The following is a 16,802-nucleotide window of genomic DNA, read 5'->3' as shown; positions in this document are numbered from 1 at the left end:
CCCCCCGGCTCCTCCGGTGGGTTCGAGCCACCGTCCCAGCCTTCGCAGCCGAGCGGCGGCCCCTACCCGCCCCCTCCGCCGCCACCTCCGCCCGAGGGCGGTTATCCGCCGCCACCGCCTCCGTCGGCCGCCGGCTACGCGCCGCCGCCGCCGGGGCCGGCGATCCGCTCCCAGCCCACGGAGTCCTATACCCCGTGGATCACTCGCGTACTGGCCTTCCTCATCGACACCGCTCCGATTGTCGTCGTCTACGGCATCGGTTGGGTGATCGCAATGGTCACTCAGCAGTCGTCGTGTGTCACCAGCGTCAATCAGTACGACGTGAGCCAGTACTGCTACGCGCAGGACTCGATCATCGGTGTGCTGGCGCAGGGGCTGGCGTCGCTGGCAATACTGGCCTACGGGGTGTGGAACTACGGCTACCGGCAAGGCACCACCGGATCGAGCATCGGCAAGTCGGTGCTGAAGTTCAAGGTGGTCAGCGAATCCACCGGTCAGCCGTTGGGCTTCGGGATGTCGTTGGTACGCCAACTCGCACACTTTGTCGACGCGATCATCTGTTACATCGGCTTCCTGTTCCCGTTGTGGGACGCCAAGCGACAGACGCTGGCCGACAAGATCATGACCACGGTCTGCCTGCCGGTCTGACCGGCCAGCGACTCGGCAAGGCGCTATCCCGGCCGGGACCCGGCGGCCCGGGGTGGCGCCTTGCCATTAGGCTTGACCATCGATGAATGACGACCGCCTGGGGCATCACCAGTTCAGCGGACTAGCCACCAAAGCCATCCACGCGGGCTACCGGCCCGACTCGGCAACCGGAGCCGTCAACGCTCCGATCTATGCCAGCAGTACGTTCGCCCAGGACGGTGTCGGCGGACTGCGGGGCGGCTACGAATACGCTCGCACCGGCAACCCGACGCGGGCCGCGCTGGAGGCGTCGCTGGCCGCCGTCGAGGACGGCGGGTACTGCAGGGCGTTCAGCTCCGGGATGGCCGCCGCCGACTGTGCGCTGCGGGCCATGCTGTCACCTGGGGACCACGTGGTCATCCCCGACGACGCCTACGGCGGCACTTTCCGGCTGATCGATAAGGTGTTCACCCGGTGGAACGTCGAGTACACACCGGTGGCGCTTTCCGATCTGGATGCGGTGCGCGGTGCGATCACGCCGCGCACCCGGCTGATCTGGGTGGAAACACCGACCAACCCGTTGCTGTCGATCGCCGACATCGGCGAGATCGCCCAGCTGGGTGCGGACAGCTCAGCAAAAGTGTTGGTGGACAATACGTTTGCATCGCCAGCGCTGCAGCAGCCATTGACGCTGGGCGCCGATGTGGTGTTGCACTCGACCACCAAGTACATCGGCGGGCACTCCGACGTCGTGGGCGGTGCCCTGGTCACCAACGACGCGGAGCTGGACCAGGCGTTCGGCTTCCTGCAGAACGGGGCAGGAGCCGTGCCGGGTCCGTTCGACGCCTACCTGACCATGCGCGGGCTGAAGACCTTGGTGCTGCGCATGCAGCGGCACAGCGAAAACGCTTGTGCCGTAGCCCAATTCCTCGCCGAGCATCCCTCGGTAAGCACCGTGCTGTATCCGGGACTCCCGGAGCACCCCGGGCATGACGTCGCCGCGCGGCAAATGCGCGGTTTCGGCGGCATGGTCTCGGTGCGCATGAAAGCGGGGCGGGAAGCCGCCCGGAATCTATGCGCCAACACCAAGGTCTTCATCCTGGCCGAATCGCTGGGCGGGGTGGAGTCGCTGATCGAACATCCCGCCGCCATGACCCATGCGTCGACGGCTGGCTCGCAGCTCGAGGTTCCCGAGGATCTGGTACGGCTTTCGGTCGGCATCGAGGACATCGCCGACCTGCTCGGCGATCTAGAGCAGGCACTCGGCTAGGACGCCGACGGCCTACCGGACGCTCGGGGCGCGATTACGAGTGATAGGGCTCCGCGCTGACCAGGGTGACCTCGACGGTGTCGCCGTTGGGCACCTTGTAGCTGCGGGTCTCACCAACCTTGGCGTCGATCAGCGCGCCGCCCAGCGGTGAATTCGGCGAGTAGACCTCGAGCTTGCCGTCGTTGACGCCCTCCTGGCGGGTGGCGATCAGGAACGTTTCGGTGTCGGACTCGTCGCCGTTGTAGTAGACCTTGACGACCGAACCGGGCAGCGCCACCCCGGACTGCGTGGGCGCTTCGCCGACCTTGGCATTGCTGAGCAGGTCCTGTAGCTGACGGATGCGAGCTTCCTGCTGGCCTTGCTCCTCGCGAGCGGCGTGGTACCCGCCATTCTCGCGCAGGTCGCCTTCCTCGCGGCGGTCGTTGATTTCGGCGGCGATAATCGGACGATTCGCGATCAACTGATCGAGCTCGGCCTTGAGTCGGTCATGTGACTCCTGGGTCAACCAGGTCACCTGAGTATCCGTCATCTCGTCGCGCTCCTTGTGTTCTCTTATGCGCATTCGCATAAGGTGCTGATCCCGCTGTCGGTGTGCGGGTTCCCGCCCCGGCTGCTGTCACACCGTTTTGCTTACGGCCGCTAATGCAGCAATACACGGTCCAAAGCAGGACCGTGCATTCACCAATGTTACCACTGCGCAAACACTCGATGACGCCATCTGCGCAGTTCGGATCACCATGAGCCGCTAGGTGCGGCTCAAGACGAGCGCAGGTAGGCGGGTACGTCTGTGCCGCAACCATATATGTCCGCCATCGCCGGCGGCTTGCTCGATTTCAGCGTCGTCGTCACCTGCACGGTGGTCTGATCCGATGGTGCCACCAGCACTTCGCGTCGTCCCGTCTCGCTGCCGTCGTAGGCGCGAACCCGCACAATGCAGTCCACCGGTCGCGACGGGTCTTTGCGGGTCACGCTGATCGTCACCGATGCCGTTTCGTTGTCGATCACCCGATAGGCGGCCAGCGAGCCGGTCACCTCGCTGGTGCCGATCCGTCGGTAGGCGATGAAGGCTACGGCCAATCCGGCCGTCACGGCCACCACCGTCAGGGCGATGGCCAGGCGGCGTCGCGACCGGCTGGACAGCCGCGCTCGCCCGTAGCGGGCTTCGGGACGGGAAACGGGTACTGGTTTCATACCTGGATGGTTGGCGGGAGGCGGGGGTGCGGCCGAGGAGGATGGGACGATCGAGAACTGGAATTATAGGGTCGCAACCGGGCGAGCAGCAGACCGGCCGGCCGGCACAGGAACAAGGGAGCACGTGAGCGAACTGCGGTTGATGGCGGTGCACGCCCACCCCGACGACGAGTCCAGTAAGGGTGCGGCCACCCTGGCCCGCTACGCCGACGAGGGACATCGGGTGTTGGTGGTGACCTTGACCGGGGGCGAGCGCGGCGAAATTCTCAATCCGGCGATGGACCTGCCCGACGTGCATGGCCACATCTCGGAGATCCGCCGCGATGAAATGGCCAAGGCGGCCGAGATTCTCGGTGTGGAGCACAGCTGGCTGGGCTTCGTCGACTCCGGACTTCCCAAGGGCGACCCCCCGCCGCCGCTGCCCGATGGTTGCTTTGCGCTGGTGCCGCTGGAGGAGTCCATCGAGGCGCTGGTGCGGGTGGTCCGTGAATTCCGACCGCACGTCATCACCACCTACGATGAGAACGGCGGGTACCCGCATCCCGATCACATCCGTTGCCATCAGGTGTCCATCGGCGCCTATGAGGCGGCCGGCGACTACCGTCGATTCCCGGACGCCGGTGAGCCGTGGATGGTGTCGAAGCTGTACTACATCCACGGCTTTCTACGGGAGCGGATGCGCATTTTGCAGGAGGAATTCATCAAACGCGGCCAAGAGGGTCCGTTCGCGAAGTGGCTCGAGCACTGGCATCCCGACCACGATCCCTTTGCCAACCGGGTGACGACGCGCGTCGAGTGCTCGAAGTATTTCGCTCAGCGTGACGACGCGCTGCGTGCGCACGCCACCCAGATCGACCCGAATGCCGAGTTCTTCGCCGCTCCGCTGTCCTGGCAGCAGGAGCTCTGGCCGACCGAGGAATTCGAATTGGCGCGCTCGCGCGTTCCCATCCGGCTGCCGGAGGCGGAGCTGTTCGCCGGGATCGAGCCGGACCAGTGAACCGCCTTTTGCTCAGCGTGATTGCAGACGATGCACCCCGCAACCACGGCCCCGATTTCGGTAAGGCCAGTCCGGTGGGGCTGCTGGTCATCGCGCTGCTGGTGATCGCCACGCTGTTCCTGGTGCGATCGATGAACCGGCAACTGAAAAAGGTTCCCGAATCGTTCGATCGCCAGCACCCCGAGCCCGACCAGGCCGCCGACGAGGGCACGGACCCGGTCACCCCCGACGAACCGTCCGGTACCGACGGCGAGGGATCCGCGCGACCACCGGGACCCGCCGATGAGCCCGGCTGATCCGTCCGGAACCAACGCCCTCGCGGCGGCCACCAGCCCCTACTTGCGTCAGCACGCCGACAACCCGGTGCACTGGCAGGAATGGACGCCGCAGGCACTGGCCGAGGCGGCCGCGCGCGACGTGCCGATCCTGCTGTCGGTGGGCTACGCCGCCTGCCACTGGTGTCACGTCATGGCCCACGAATCCTTCGCGGACGACGAGGTGGCCGCCGTCATGAACGCCGGATTCGTCTGCATCAAGGTCGATCGCGAGGAACGGCCGGACATCGACGCGGTCTATATGAACGCCACTGTCGCGCTGACCGGGCAGGGCGGCTGGCCGATGACGTGTTTCCTCACCCCAGACGGCCGGCCCTTCTTCTGCGGCACCTACTACCCGAAAGATGCTTTCCTGCAACTGCTTTCGGCTATATCCGAGACCTGGGAGCAGCGCCGCGACGAGGTCGAGCAGGCCTCGGACCATATCGTCGGCGAACTGCGCTCGATGGCGTCCGGCCTGCCCGGCGGCGGGCCGGACGTTGCGCCGCAGCTATGCGATCACGCCGTCACGGTGGTGCTGGGTGATCAGGACACGGCTCACGGCGGCTGGGGCAGGGCACCAAAATTCCCGCCGTCGGCGCTGCTGGAAGCGCTGCTGCGGCACTACGAGCGCACCGGTTCGGCTGCGGCGCTGCAGGCGGTGTCGCGCACCGGCACCGCGATGGCCCGGGGCGGCATCTACGACCAACTCGCCGGTGGCTTCGCCCGATACAGCGTCGACAACGCTTGGGTGGTACCGCATTTCGAGAAGATGCTGTACGACAACGCGCTGCTGCTGCGCGCCTACGCGCACTGGGCCCGGCGCACCGGGGATCCGCTGGCCCGCCGCATCACCGCCGAGACCGCGCGGTTCTTGCTCGACGAGCTGGCCGACGGCGACATGTTCACGTCATCGCTGGATGCCGACGCCGACGGCCGCGAGGGCTCCACCTACGTGTGGACCCCAGCGGAGCTGACCGAGGTGCTCGGCACCGACGACGGGCGTTGGGCGGCAGAGGTTTTCGATGTCACCCTTGCCGGCACCTTCGAGCATGGGGCCTCGGTGCTGCAGCTACTCAGGGACCCCGACGACCCGCAGCGTTTCGAGCTGATCAAGGGCGCGTTGTTAGCGGCCCGGCTCACCCGTGCCCAGCCCGGGCGCGACGACAAGGTCGTCACCTCCTGGAACGGGCTGGCCGTCACCGCGCTGGCCGAGGCCGCCGTGGCATTGCCGGAGCCGTCACTGGCGCAAGCCGCACAGCGCTGCGCGACCGCGCTGCTGGGCTTACACCTGGTCGACGGTCGGTTGCGGCGTGCCAGCCTGGGCGGGGTGGTCGGCGACAGCGCCGCCATCCTGGAGGACCACGCGATGCTGGCCACCGGTCTGCTGGCGCTGTACCAGCTGACGTCGGATGCGGCCTGGCTGGAGGCGACCACCGGCTTGCTCGATACCGCCTTGCAGCACTTCGCCGATCCGCAGCGTCCAGGCCGCTGGTTCGACACCGCCGACGATGCCGAGCAGCTGATGCTGCGGCCCGCCGACCCGCTGGACGGGGCGACACCGTCGGGGGCGTCGTCGATCGCCGAGGCCTTGCTGACCGCCGCGCACTTGGTCGAAGACGGCCGCGCCGAGCAGTATCTGCAGGCCGCCGCCGACACACTGCGCGAACATTCGATATTGCTGGCCCGTGCGCCACGGTCGGCGGGCCATTGGCTGTCGGTCGCCGAGTCGTCGGTACGCGGACCGCTGCAGATCGCGGTCGCTTGTGCCGATCCGCAGTCACCGCTGTTGGCCGCCGCTCGCCGATTGGCGCCCGGAGGGGCGATCGTCATCGGCGGCCGGGTGGGCTCGTCGCCGCTGCTGATTGACCGGGACCGGGTAGGCGGCGCCGACGCGGCCTACGTCTGCCGCGGACAGGTCTGCGACCTGCCGGTGACCGGTGCACGCGAGTTGGCGGCCGCTTTGGGAGTGCCCGGGTAGGGGCGGAGTTGAGTCAGTTGGCGACCTGCGGCCCTGCGGTTTTATTGCTTGCTGGTCGGCGAAATGTCGGTGAAATTGCGTTCGGTGAGTACAAATTTCGGATAAATTTGCGCCTCATAATCGGAAAATTGGTTGACTTTTAGGCGGTAGCCATGTCGTTTCTCCTGGCGGTACCGGATGTGTTGGTGGGGCCGCCAGCGAGATGCTTTGGCACTGCCAGCGGCGGGCAAGGTGGCGCCGCCGGCACAGCCGGCCCGGGGGTATTGGTGGCAAGGCCGGCAAGAACGGCTCACCATAAAAGGGCTGACAGCGGGCCGAGGTGCTTCGCCTCGGTTAGCAGTGCAACGCCGCTAGCCGGTATTCGGTTCAGCGTAGGAATGCCAGTAGGCGACCCTTAAAACACCACGAACCACATCGCGATGTAATGGCAGATCGCCGCGACCGCAGTGCAGGCATGGAAGAACTCGTGATAACCGAACGTCGACGGCCACGGGTCAGGCCACCGCAGCGCGTAGAGAATGCCGCCGATGCTGTACAACGCGCCGCCGACGAACAGCAGAACCAGCGCCGTCACCCCCGCGTTGTGCAGGATTGTCGCGGTGTACCAGACGGCCACCCAGCCCAGCAGGAGGTAGAGGGGCACGCCCACCCAGCGCGGCGCGGTCGGCCAGCACATCTTCAGCAGCACCCCGGCGATCGCACCACCCCACACGATCGACAACACCACCCGCCCCGCGTGGCCCGGCAGGGCCAACAGCGCAAACGGCGTGTAGCTGCCCGCGATGAACACGAAGATCATCGAATGATCGGCCCGCTTCATCCAGGCGCGGGCCGACGCGGATTCCCAGTTGACCCGGTGGTAGGTGGCGCTGACGGTGAACATCACCACGGTGGCCATGATGTAGGCCAACGTAGCCAGCCCGGCCTTGGTGGAACTGACCGCCCACGAGACCGCGACCAGCGACGCCCCGGCGAAAACGGCGGTACCGGCCGAGTAGACGTGGATCCAGCCCCGGAAGCGGGGTTTGGTCAGGGCCCGGGTAACGCCCTCGACGATGTGGTGGGCGGCATTGGACGGCGTGAGCCCGTGTGATTCGGGTGCTGCGGCGGTAGCCGTGCTGGCCTGGCTGCTCATGTCTCCCGTCTCCCCGTTGTGTTGTTGCCGGTAACCGTCACAATCACCCTAGTCGGGTTGGTTGTCGCAGACGGTTACGACGTGGGCGCGCATGCGGTGATTTTGGCCCGGATCAAGGCCGGAATCTGGTGTCTGTCACAGTAGTCTGGATTCTCGTGGAGATCATCCCGCCGCGGCTCAAAGAGCCTTTGTATCGGATTTACGAGCTTCGGCTGCGGCAGGGTCTGGCCGCCACTCGATCCGAATTGCCGAGACACATCGCGGTGCTGTGCGACGGTAACCGCCGGTGGGCGCGCAGCGCGGGTTACGAGGACGTCAGCTACGGCTACCGGATGGGTGCCGCCAAGATTGCCGAGATGCTGCGGTGGTGCCAGGACGCCGGCATCGAGATGACCACCGTCTACCTGCTTTCCACCGAGAACCTGCAGCGTGATCCCGACGAACTCGCCGGACTGATCGAGATCATCACCGACGTCGTCGAGGAGATCTGCGCCCCGGCCAACCGTTGGAGTGTGCGTACCGTCGGCGACCTGGGGCTGATCGGCGAGGAGCCGGCCCGCCGGGTGCGCGAAGCGGTGGAGTCGACGCCCGAGACGGCGTCGTTCCATGTCAACGTCGCGGTGGGCTACGGCGGGCGCCGGGAGATCGTCGACGCGGTTCGGGCGTTGTTGAGCAAAGAATTGGCCAACGGCGCAAGCGCGGAAGAGCTGGTCGACGCGGTGACCGAAGACGGCATTTCCGAAAACCTTTACACCTCGGGACAACCCGACCCGGATTTGGTGATTCGCACCTCGGGCGAGCAACGCCTGTCCGGTTTCCTGCTGTGGCAAAGCGCCTATTCGGAGATGTGGTTCACCGAAGCGCACTGGCCCGCGTTCCGCCGGGTCGATTTTCTGCGCGCGCTGCGCGATTACAGCCAGCGTCATCGGCGGTACGGCAAGTAAACCCGTGCCGATCGCAAGCGCGGCGAAGCCGGGCGCTGGGGGTACCTCCCGCTTGCGGGGGACGGGTCGGCACGAATCGGACCCCGTGCCAAACTGGATGCATGGCTGCGCTGTCGGCAGCGGTGTTCACGCTGAGCCTGTGGCTGGGGCTCTATCTGCTGGCCCGTGATCCGCGCAAGCCGGTGCTGGTGTTGGCGGCGATCGGACTGTGCGGTTTCGCGCTGGTGGTGGCCTTGGATGCGGCGCGCACGACCAGCGTCGTGCCCGCCGCGCTGCTGAGCCGACTGGAGATCTACCTCGTCGCCGTCCCCGGCGTCGCGTGGTTGGCGGTGCTGCTTGAACTGGCCCGGCCGTGCGACAGCTGGCGGGTCTGCACGCGGGAGCTCGTGCTCATCGGCGGTGTCGCGGCGCTCACCCTGTTCGGCGCGACGATGGCGGGCGGCGTCACCGGCCCGTTGCGGGCCGGCCACCTGATGATGTTGGCGGTGATATCCGCGTCCACCCTGGGGGCGATGGTCGTCGCGGTGTTGCGGCCCGCCCAGCCGACCCCCGTCATTGGCGTGGTGATCGTGGCAACCCTGTTCTTCGCGCTGGCCAATGCCATCCTGGTCATTCCGCTGGGCCTGGTGCCCAGCTGGCTGGCTCTGGCGTCGACGGGCTTCGACGTTTTGGCGCTCGGGGTGGCGGTTGCCCTGTGGGACGCCTTCGACGAGGGCCAGGCGTTGCGGGCAGACATGCTGCGCTCGTTTTTCGGCACGCTGGCGGTGGCGGTGCTGTTCGGCGGCCAGGCGCTGATCGGTTTGGCGATCACCCGCGCCGAGCCCACGGCGCAGACAACGCTGACGGTGCTGCTTTTCACCAGCCTGGCTATCGCGATCATCGTGCAGGTGCTCGCCGATCCGCTGGCGGGAATGCTGGACCGGCTGGCGTTTTCCCGGTCGCCCACGCTGCGCGCCGACCGGGCCGCGCTGCGGCATACCGGGGCGGGTTTGCCGCTGCGGTCCGTGAACCCCCTCGCCGACGTGGACGACGACACCTTCGTCCGGCTCACTCGCCGGGCGCTGGGCCACTACGGCGACCTGACCAAACTCGTTGCCAGCCCGCTGACCGCATTGCCGGTGATCGATGAGCGGTTGGCCGCACGCGGGGCACCCGATCATCCTTTGGAGCGGGCCAACGAACTCAAGGCGGTGCTAGCCGACGGTATTGCCCGGCTCAAGCCGCGCGACGCCGGCGATTTTGGAACCAGCGAACACTGGCGTTACTACAACTCGCTGTATTTCCCCTACGTCGTGGGCGTGCGCGCCTACGCGCAAAACGCCACCGCAGCCGGTTTGGATGCGACTGCCCGCCAAGCCTGGCAGTGGCTGGTCACCGAGGTGCCGCAGCGCTCACTGCACAACTGGCAGAACGCCGCGGCTCGGCTGATCGCCTCCGATCTGCGCGGGCGGGTCACCGTTTCCAGCGATTAGCCCGGGCGCTGACCGGCGTACCATCCTCGGCGGCCTGTGCTTCGAATACCCGGTTGGGCGGGGTCGAAAAGGGCTCGCGGAAGCGCGCGAACGCACCGCCGACGAGTACGGCCAACTCTTCGGGCTCGCGGGTTTTCGCATGACGCGGGTGGTGGCAACTGCCTCGCCATACGGCCTGGTCGAAGGCATCGCGGTGTGATCTTGGCCCGTCGATGGCAGTAGCTGGCAGTGCCATGCGTCGATCTGGCAGTGCTTCGGCGGCACCGTGGAACCTGTTCGACAAACCGCCTTCCACACAGCCAAGGAGTAATGGCATGACCGCTCTTTCCAGTTCGACAATCCGGCCCCTGTACGACTCGACGGACTCACTGCTGCGGTTCGCGATGCGCGCCGATGCCACGTTGACGGGACTGCTGGGTTTGGCCGTCGCCGTCGCCGCCGACCCGATTTCGAAGCTGACCGGCCTGACGTCCGGTCAGGAATACAGCATGGGCGCTTTCTTCGTGCTCTACGGCCTGGTGGTGTTCGGCCTTGCCGCGCTGCCGAACTTGCGACGGGCAGGCATCGGCGTCGTCGCGGGCAACATCATTTACACCGTCGCGGCGGTCGTGGCGACTGAACTGGTGCCGATGACCACCGTCGGGGTGGTCGCGACGCTGGCCAGCGGCGGATACACGGCGGTGTTCGCCGGTCTGCAGTATTTGGGGGTGCGCCGGCTGGCCACCTAGTGCGCATCAGCCATTCGACCGGCGCCTTCGGCAAAAAGCCGAAGACGCCGTTTCGGGCGGCGATACGCTCCAACTTCGGGTTATTGCTGGTAGCACAGGTGAGGAGATTGGAGAGCCATGCCTTTTGTGATCGCGAGCCCCGAAATGATGGCCGCGGCGGCCACCGATTTGGCGAATGTCGGTTCGACCGTCAGCGCGGCCAACGCTGCCGCGGCGGCCCCGACGGCCTGCCTGGTGGCGGCTGCCGCCGACGAGGTGTCCGCGGCCGCTGCCGCACTGTTTTCCGCCTACGCACAGGCCTATCAGAACCTCGGGACGCAAGTACCGGTCTTCATGCGCAGCTCGTGCAGGCCTTGACGGCAGGCGCGGGAGCGTACGCGAGAGCACCGAGGCCGCCAATGTCGAGCAGAACCTTGTCAATGCGATTAACGCCGCCACCCAGACGTTGCTGGGCCGCCCGCTGATCGGCAACGGCGCCAACAGTGGGCCCGGGCAGCCGGAGGCCCCGGCGGGCTGCTGTTGGGCAATGGCGGTAACGGCGGAAACGGCGGGGCCCGACCAGCCTGGAGGTGCCGGTGGGTCCGCTGGGTTGATCGGCGACGGCGGTAACGGCGGCAACGGCTCCAATGGTGGCATCGGTGGGGCGGGCGGCACGGGCGGGCTGCTGTTCGGCAAGCACGGAGTCCACGGCGCATCGCCGGTCTGATTCGGTATCGACTCGACGCGGGCCTTGCTACAGCTTGCGCAGCCGCAGCCGGTTGATGGAGTGGTCGGCGTCTTTGCGCAGCACCAGGGTGGCGCGCGGCCGGGTGGGCAGGATGTTCTCGACGAGGTTGGGCCGGTTGATCGACCGCCAGATCTCGCGGGCCGCGACCACGGCCTGCGGGTCGGACAATGCCGAATAGTGGTGAAAGTGTGACTCGGGGTTGGCGAACGCCGTGCTGCGCATGGCCAGGAAGCGCGACACGTACCACTGCTCGATGTCCTCGATGCGCGCGTCGACATAGAGGGAAAAGTCGAATAGGTCCGAGACCATCAGGGTGGGGCCGGTCTGCAAGACGTTGAGCCCCTCCAAGATCAGGATGTCTGGATGGCGGACCACGTGTTTGGCCCCGGGAATGATGTCGTAGTGCAGATGTGAATACACCGGCGCACACGCATATTCCGAACCCGACTTCACCGAGGTCACGAACCGCATCAGCGCCCGGCGGTTATAGCTCTCCGGAAAACCCTTGCGGTGCATGAGGCTTCGCCGCTCCAGCTCGGCGTTGGGGTAGAGAAAGCCGTCGGTGGTCACCAGGTCCACCCGCGGATGGTGGTCCCACCGGGCAAGCAGCGCCTGTAGCACACGTGCGGTGGTCGACTTGCCGACCGCCACGCTGCCGGCCACACCGATGATGAACGGCACCGGCCGGTCCGGGTTCTGTTGCGGCTCGCCGAGGAATTCGGCGGTGGCGGCGAACAACCGCTGACGGGCGGCGACCTGAAGGTGAATGAGCCGGGACAGAGGCAGATACACCTCTTCGACTTCCAACAGGTCGATCTGCTCACCCAGGCCGCGCAGGCCGACCAATTCCTCTTCGGTGAGGGCCAGGGGGGTCGACATACGGAGCGCGCGCCATTGCTTTCGGTCGAACTCGACATACGGGCTCGGCTCGCTAAGCCGTGGCATGGTGCCAGTCTTGCAGGGATCTGTGCGGGTCCGACGGCTGGGCCGGGTAAAGCGTGCGGCACGGCCACGGCGAAGTGCCGGGCTCACTCGGAAATTCATTGTGACCACGAATGCGGCTGGTCAACGATGTCTTCTTGCGCAGCCTTGGATGCCCGGCTCTGTTTTCGGCACACCTTGGCTCTTTTCGGCACGTCGATACCGCACCTTCGCTCAAACCGCTTGTGATGGCAGGCGTTCGGGGGATGTTTCACGTGCTCACCGAATCGGCGGTCATGCCGCCGCATCGAGTGTGCAGTGACGGCTTTGACTGTGTATGTGGGGCGGCCACATCCATGATCGGCCGCCCTGACGGCACAGTCGGCGCCGCCAGCGCACACTCGGCGCCGCCAGCCACCGACCCAACCGCACCAGCACGCGATTTGCATCTCCCCACACCGGGGCGCAGCCTCACGACCGCTATCAGCGACGACCGGACTCGTCGGACAGGGTCGCCGACGGGTGGGCAGGTCGCTACCGGGTTACCCGCCTGACAGGTGAGACCTCCGGTAGCCGCGGGCGACCACGGGATCGGGTGAGCCGAACACGATCAGCCGCGAAGCGGCGCCCTCGATAGACTGGCGCCCGTGACTGCCGCACCTGATGCCCGTACTTCTGCCCACGTAAGGGCCCCTGAGACCAGCTCGGTCATGTCCGCCCCGCTGGCCGAGGTCGACCCGGATATCGCAGAGCTGCTGGGCAAGGAGCTCGGCCGGCAACGGGACACCTTGGAGATGATCGCCTCGGAGAATTTCGTACCGCGATCGGTGTTGCAGGCCCAGGGCAGCGTGCTGACCAACAAGTATGCGGAGGGGCTGCCGGGCCGGCGGTACTACGGCGGTTGTGAGCACGTCGACGTGGTGGAAAACATCGCCCGGGACCGGGCCAAGGCGCTGTTCGGCGCCGACTTCGCCAACGTACAGCCGCATTCGGGCGCCCAGGCCAACGCCGCGGTCCTGCATGCGCTGATGACCCCGGGGGAGCGGCTGCTGGGTCTGGACCTCGCCAACGGCGGCCACCTGACCCATGGCATGCGGTTGAACTTCTCCGGCAAGTTGTACGAGAACGGGTTCTACGGTGTGGATCCCACGACGCACCTGATCGACATGGACGTGGTGCGCGCCAAGGCGCTGGAATTCCGCCCCAAGGTGATCATCGCCGGCTGGTCGGCCTATCCCCGGATTCTCGACTTCGCGGCGTTTCGCGCCATCGCCGACGAGGTCGACGCGAAGTTGTGGGTGGACATGGCGCATTTCGCCGGTTTGGTCGCCGCCGGATTGCATCCGTCGCCGGTGCCGCACGGCGACGTGGTTTCCACCACGGTGCACAAGACGCTCGGCGGCGGCCGGTCCGGCATGATCCTGGGCAAGCAGCAGTACGCCAAAGCCATCAACTCAGCGGTGTTCCCCGGCCAGCAGGGCGGACCGTTGATGCATGTGATCGCGGGCAAGGCGGTCGCCCTCAAGATCGCTGCCACCCCCGAGTTCGCCGACCGCCAGCGGCGCACCCTGTCCGGCGCCCGGATCCTCGCCGAACGACTGCTCGGTGACGACGTCGCCAAGGCCGGCGTCTCGGTCGTCAGCGGCGGAACCGACGTCCACCTGGTGCTGGTCGACCTGCGCAACTCTCCACTGGACGGCCAGGCCGCCGAGGATCTGTTGCACGAGGTGGGAATTACGGTCAACCGCAACGCCGTGCCCAACGACCCCCGCCCGCCCATGGTGACCTCGGGCCTGCGGATCGGAACACCCGCGCTGGCTACCCGCGGCTTCGGCGACGCCGAATTCAGCGAAGTCGCCGACGTGATCGCTACCGCCCTGGTCGACGGCAGCGCCGCCGATGTCCCGGCGCTGCGGGCCCGGGTGACCCGTCTGGCCAGGGAGTTTCCGCTCTATGAGGGCCTCGAGGACTGGAGTCTGGCAGGTCGCTAGCCTGCGGCGAATCACGTTGTCAGCGTGATGAAGCGGGTAAGCCACGACACGCGCAGCCCCGGATTTCACGAAACCTGTGTCGTCGGGTTACAGTTACCGCATGGCACAGAAACCTGTCGCTAATGCGCTGACCCTGGAACTCGAGCCTGTGGTGGAAGAAAACATGGCTCGACATCTTGACACCGAGGACATCTGGTTCGCCCACGACTACGTTCCGTTCGACCGGGGCGAGAACTTCGCCTTCCTCGGCGGACGCGATTGGGATCCGTCCCAGGCGACCCTGCCTCGGGTCGTCACCGACGCTTGCGAGATCCTGCTGATCCTCAAGGACAACCTGGCCGGCCATCACCGCGAGCTGGTCGAGCACTTCATCCTCGAGGAGTGGTGGGGCCGCTGGCTTGGCAGGTGGACCGCGGAAGAGCATCTGCACGCCATCGCGCTGCGGGAATACCTCGTGGTGACCCGCGAGGTGGATCCGGTCGCCAATGAAGAGGTGCGGGTCCAGCACGTCATGAAGGGCTACCGCGCCGACACGTACACCCAGGTCGAGACCCTGGTCTACATGGCGTTCTACGAGCGCTCCCTGGCCGTGTTCTGCAAAAATCTGGCCGCACAGATCGAAGAGCCGATTCTGGCCGGGTTGATCGACCGGATCGCCCGGGACGAGGCGCGCCACGAGCTGTTCTTCGCCAACCTGGTCACACACTGCCTCGACTTCACCCGGGACGAGACGATCGCCGCGATCGCGGCCCGCGCCGCCGACCTCGAGGTCGTCGGTGGCGACATTGATGCTTACCAGGACAAGGTGCAGAAGGTGGCCGACGCCGGGATCTTCGGCCCGCAGCAGCGGCGGCAGCTGATTTCCGATCGCATCACCGCCTGGGGTCTGGCCGACGAGCCCGCGCTCAAGCAGTTCGTCACCGGCTAGCCCCGACCTCCACGGAGTGCGTCGGCGCGCCTGTCCTGCGGGACTGTCGTCACCGGAGTAGCGTCGCAGGCGATGGTCAGCGACATGCTCTGCTGCCAGGGCGGCACCTTCCGTCACTACAACGGCAGGACCGGCCCCGGTCCTGGTGCCGCGGCCCGCGCCGACACGCTCGTGTGGGTTCGCGCGAGCGTCATTCGCTCGAGGAGCATTTCGTGACCGATATCCAGACGTATGTGCTCGACACCTCTGTGCTGCTGTCCGACCCCTGGGCGTGCAGTCGGTTCGCCGAACACGAGGTGGTGGTTCCGCTGGTGGTGATCAGCGAACTGGAGGCCAAGCGTCACCACCACGAGTTGGGCTGGTTCGCTCGCCAGGCGCTGCGGTTGTTCGACGATCTCCGGCTAGAGCACGGACGGCTGGATCAGCCCATTCCGGTTGGTACCCAAGGCGGTACGCTGCACGTCGAACTCAACCACAGCGACCCGGCGGTGCTGCCCGCCGGCTTTCGGACCGACAGCAATGACTCCCGGATCTTGAGCTGTGCCGCCAATCTCGCCGCCGAGGGCAGGCGAGTCACGTTGGTCAGCAAGGACATCCCCCTGCGGGTCAAGGCCGCCGCGGTGGGCCTGCCCGCCGACGAGTACCACGCGCAGGACGTCGTCGCCTCCGGATGGTCGGGGATGCGTGAGATCGAAACGGCTGCCGAGGAGATCGCCACCCTGTTCGCCGACGGCGAAATCGACCTGGCCGAAGCCCGGGACCTGCCCTGCCACACCGGGATTCGGCTGCTGGGCGGGAGTTCGCATGCGCTGGGCCGGGTGAACCCGGCCAAACGCGTCCAACTGGTTCGCGGTGACCGCGAAGTGTTCGGGCTCCGCGGCCGGTCCGCCGAGCAGCGGGTAGCGCTCGACCTGTTGCTCGACGAGTCGGTGGGCATTGTCTCGCTGGGCGGCAAAGCCGGCACCGGAAAGTCGGCGCTGGCATTGTGTGCGGGCCTGGAGGCCGTGCTGGAGCGCCGGACCCACCGCAAAGTGGTCGTCTTCCGCCCGCTGTATGCCGTCGGCGGCCAGGAGCTGGGCTACCTGCCCGGCAGCGAGAGCGACAAGATGGGCCCCTGGGCCCAGGCCGTCTTCGACACGCTCGAGGGGCTGGCCAGCCCCGCGGTGCTGGACGAGGTCCTGTCCCGGGGCATGCTCGAGGTGCTGCCGCTGACCCACATTCGGGGCCGCTCACTTCACGACTCGTTCGTCATCGTCGACGAAGCCCAATCGCTGGAACGCAACGTGCTGCTGACCGTGCTGTCCCGGCTGGGCACCGGGTCGCGGGTGGTGCTGACCCACGACATCGCCCAGCGCGACAACCTGCGGGTCGGCCGCCACGACGGGATCGTCGCGGTGATCGAGAAGCTCAAGGGTCATCCGCTGTTCGCCCACATCACGCTGCTGCGCAGTGAACGGTCCCCGATCGCCGCGCTGGTCACCGAAATGCTGGAAGAAATCACCGGGCCGCGCTGAAGGGTCTCCTGTCCGGGTAGTGAGTGTGCGTCCTGGGCTTCGGTTGTGTGTCCAGGGCGGGA

Annotated in this window: 15 protein-coding genes and 1 pseudogene; 12 read left to right on the top strand and 4 right to left on the bottom strand. The window is 66.7% G+C overall.

The features are described 5' to 3' along the window. Together AWC07_RS13240 and AWC07_RS13235 are read left to right on the top strand one after the other, a co-directional pair. On the top strand, nucleotides 1-648 hold a 648-nt coding region (locus AWC07_RS13240), incomplete at its 5' end, for an RDD family protein (protein WP_085105101.1). Between the two features lie 82 nt (nucleotides 649-730). Next, on the top strand, nucleotides 731-1,897 hold the full coding sequence (locus AWC07_RS13235; RefSeq protein ID WP_036416281.1) for a cystathionine gamma-synthase: 1,167 nt from the start codon (nucleotides 731-733) through the stop codon (nucleotides 1,895-1,897). A 34-nt stretch (nucleotides 1,898-1,931) separates the two neighbouring features. Here AWC07_RS13235 and greA read toward each other — a convergent pair whose 3' ends face one another. Together greA and AWC07_RS13225 are read right to left on the bottom strand one after the other, a co-directional pair. Then, nucleotides 1,932-2,426 (bottom strand): transcription elongation factor GreA, encoded by a 495-nt coding sequence (greA, locus tag AWC07_RS13230; RefSeq protein WP_036416285.1) that lies wholly within the window; start codon nucleotides 2,424-2,426, stop codon nucleotides 1,932-1,934. Between the two features lie 227 nt (nucleotides 2,427-2,653). Beyond that, a complete protein-coding gene (locus AWC07_RS13225) occupies nucleotides 2,654-3,088 on the bottom strand; it encodes a DUF4307 domain-containing protein (protein ID WP_036416280.1) in 435 nt (144 codons plus the stop codon). Nucleotides 3,089-3,212: 124 nt separating this feature from the next. Between AWC07_RS13225 and mca the strand changes: the two genes are divergently transcribed. Genes mca through AWC07_RS13210 form a run of 3 tightly spaced genes read left to right on the top strand, consistent with a single transcriptional unit; the run spans nucleotide 3,213 to nucleotide 6,380 of the window. Further along, nucleotides 3,213-4,085: a mycothiol conjugate amidase Mca gene (mca, locus tag AWC07_RS13220; protein ID WP_036416279.1), complete on the top strand. Its 873-nt coding sequence runs from the start codon at nucleotides 3,213-3,215 to the stop codon at nucleotides 4,083-4,085. Beyond that, the gene (locus tag AWC07_RS13215; RefSeq protein WP_036416278.1) at nucleotides 4,082-4,381 is read left to right on the top strand and encodes a hypothetical protein; all 300 of its coding nucleotides are present in this window, start codon (nucleotides 4,082-4,084) and stop codon (nucleotides 4,379-4,381) included. The genes mca and AWC07_RS13215 overlap by 4 nt, the downstream gene beginning before the upstream one ends. Then, nucleotides 4,368-6,380 (top strand): thioredoxin domain-containing protein, encoded by a 2,013-nt coding sequence (locus tag AWC07_RS13210; protein ID WP_085105099.1) that lies wholly within the window; start codon nucleotides 4,368-4,370, stop codon nucleotides 6,378-6,380. Before AWC07_RS13215 ends, AWC07_RS13210 begins: the two co-directional genes overlap by 14 nt. 394 nt (nucleotides 6,381-6,774) lie before the next feature. Here the strand turns inward: AWC07_RS13210 and trhA are convergent, their stop codons facing one another. Beyond that, nucleotides 6,775-7,515, bottom strand: coding sequence for a PAQR family membrane homeostasis protein TrhA (gene trhA / locus AWC07_RS13205; RefSeq protein ID WP_085105098.1), 741 nt, complete (start codon nucleotides 7,513-7,515; stop codon nucleotides 6,775-6,777). A gap of 155 nt (nucleotides 7,516-7,670) precedes the next feature. Between trhA and AWC07_RS13200 the strand changes: the two genes are divergently transcribed. From AWC07_RS13200 to AWC07_RS13185, 4 genes and pseudogenes are all read left to right on the top strand, one after another. Beyond that, a complete protein-coding gene (locus tag AWC07_RS13200; RefSeq protein WP_036410688.1) occupies nucleotides 7,671-8,459 on the top strand; it encodes a (2Z,6E)-farnesyl diphosphate synthase in 789 nt (262 codons plus the stop codon). Between the two features lie 101 nt (nucleotides 8,460-8,560). Next, entirely contained in the window at nucleotides 8,561-9,931 is a 1,371-nt protein-coding gene (locus AWC07_RS13195) for a hypothetical protein (RefSeq protein WP_036410690.1), read from the top strand. Between the two features lie 314 nt (nucleotides 9,932-10,245). Next, nucleotides 10,246-10,659 carry a hypothetical protein gene (locus tag AWC07_RS13190; RefSeq protein WP_036410692.1) on the top strand — a complete coding sequence of 138 codons (414 nt, stop codon included), beginning with the start codon at nucleotides 10,246-10,248 and terminating at the stop codon, nucleotides 10,657-10,659. A 117-nt stretch (nucleotides 10,660-10,776) separates the two neighbouring features. After that, nucleotides 10,777-11,353, top strand: a pseudogene (locus tag AWC07_RS13185) (PE family protein); the annotation flags it as partial. Nucleotides 11,354-11,392: 39 nt separating this feature from the next. Here the strand turns inward: AWC07_RS13185 and coaA are convergent. Then, entirely contained in the window at nucleotides 11,393-12,331 is a 939-nt protein-coding gene (coaA, locus tag AWC07_RS13180; protein ID WP_036410694.1) for a type I pantothenate kinase, read from the bottom strand. 686 nt (nucleotides 12,332-13,017) lie between these two features. On the opposite strand from coaA, the gene glyA reads away from it, so the two are divergent. From glyA to phoH2, 3 genes are all read left to right on the top strand, one after another. Then, on the top strand, nucleotides 13,018-14,298 hold the full coding sequence (glyA, locus tag AWC07_RS13175; protein ID WP_036410696.1) for a serine hydroxymethyltransferase: 1,281 nt from the start codon (nucleotides 13,018-13,020) through the stop codon (nucleotides 14,296-14,298). A gap of 100 nt (nucleotides 14,299-14,398) precedes the next feature. After that, a complete protein-coding gene (locus AWC07_RS13170) occupies nucleotides 14,399-15,226 on the top strand; it encodes an acyl-ACP desaturase (protein ID WP_036410697.1) in 828 nt (275 codons plus the stop codon). Between the two features lie 212 nt (nucleotides 15,227-15,438). Continuing rightward, a complete protein-coding gene (gene phoH2, locus AWC07_RS13165) occupies nucleotides 15,439-16,740 on the top strand; it encodes an RNA 5'-3' helicase PhoH2 (protein ID WP_036418909.1) in 1,302 nt (433 codons plus the stop codon). Nucleotides 16,741-16,802 lie beyond the last annotated feature (62 nt).

This window comes from Mycobacterium gastri (assembly GCF_002102175.1).
Taxonomy (GTDB): Bacteria; Actinomycetota; Actinomycetes; order Mycobacteriales; family Mycobacteriaceae; genus Mycobacterium; species Mycobacterium gastri.
The sequence above is the reverse complement of the archived record's forward strand: the minus strand, read 5'-3'. Positions and strand labels throughout refer to the sequence as shown.

What these genes read in the sequence shown, in the direction of transcription:
- AWC07_RS13210 (WP_085105099.1), top strand. Translation starts at nt 4,368, where the DNA reads ATGAGCCCGGCTGATCCGTCCGGAACCAACGCCCTCGCGGCGGCCACC.
- AWC07_RS13170 (WP_036410697.1), top strand. Translation starts at nt 14,399, where the DNA reads ATGGCACAGAAACCTGTCGCTAATGCGCTGACCCTGGAACTCGAGCCT.
- glyA (WP_036410696.1), top strand. Translation starts at nt 13,018, where the DNA reads ATGTCCGCCCCGCTGGCCGAGGTCGACCCGGATATCGCAGAGCTGCTG.
- AWC07_RS13235 (WP_036416281.1), top strand. Translation starts at nt 731, where the DNA reads ATGAATGACGACCGCCTGGGGCATCACCAGTTCAGCGGACTAGCCACC.
- AWC07_RS13195 (WP_036410690.1), top strand. Translation starts at nt 8,561, where the DNA reads ATGGCTGCGCTGTCGGCAGCGGTGTTCACGCTGAGCCTGTGGCTGGGG.
- greA (WP_036416285.1), bottom strand. Translation starts at nt 2,426, where the DNA reads ATGACGGATACTCAGGTGACCTGGTTGACCCAGGAGTCACATGACCGA.
- trhA (WP_085105098.1), bottom strand. Translation starts at nt 7,515, where the DNA reads ATGAGCAGCCAGGCCAGCACGGCTACCGCCGCAGCACCCGAATCACAC.
- coaA (WP_036410694.1), bottom strand. Translation starts at nt 12,331, where the DNA reads ATGCCACGGCTTAGCGAGCCGAGCCCGTATGTCGAGTTCGACCGAAAG.
- AWC07_RS13190 (WP_036410692.1), top strand. Translation starts at nt 10,246, where the DNA reads ATGACCGCTCTTTCCAGTTCGACAATCCGGCCCCTGTACGACTCGACG.
- AWC07_RS13225 (WP_036416280.1), bottom strand. Translation starts at nt 3,088, where the DNA reads ATGAAACCAGTACCCGTTTCCCGTCCCGAAGCCCGCTACGGGCGAGCG.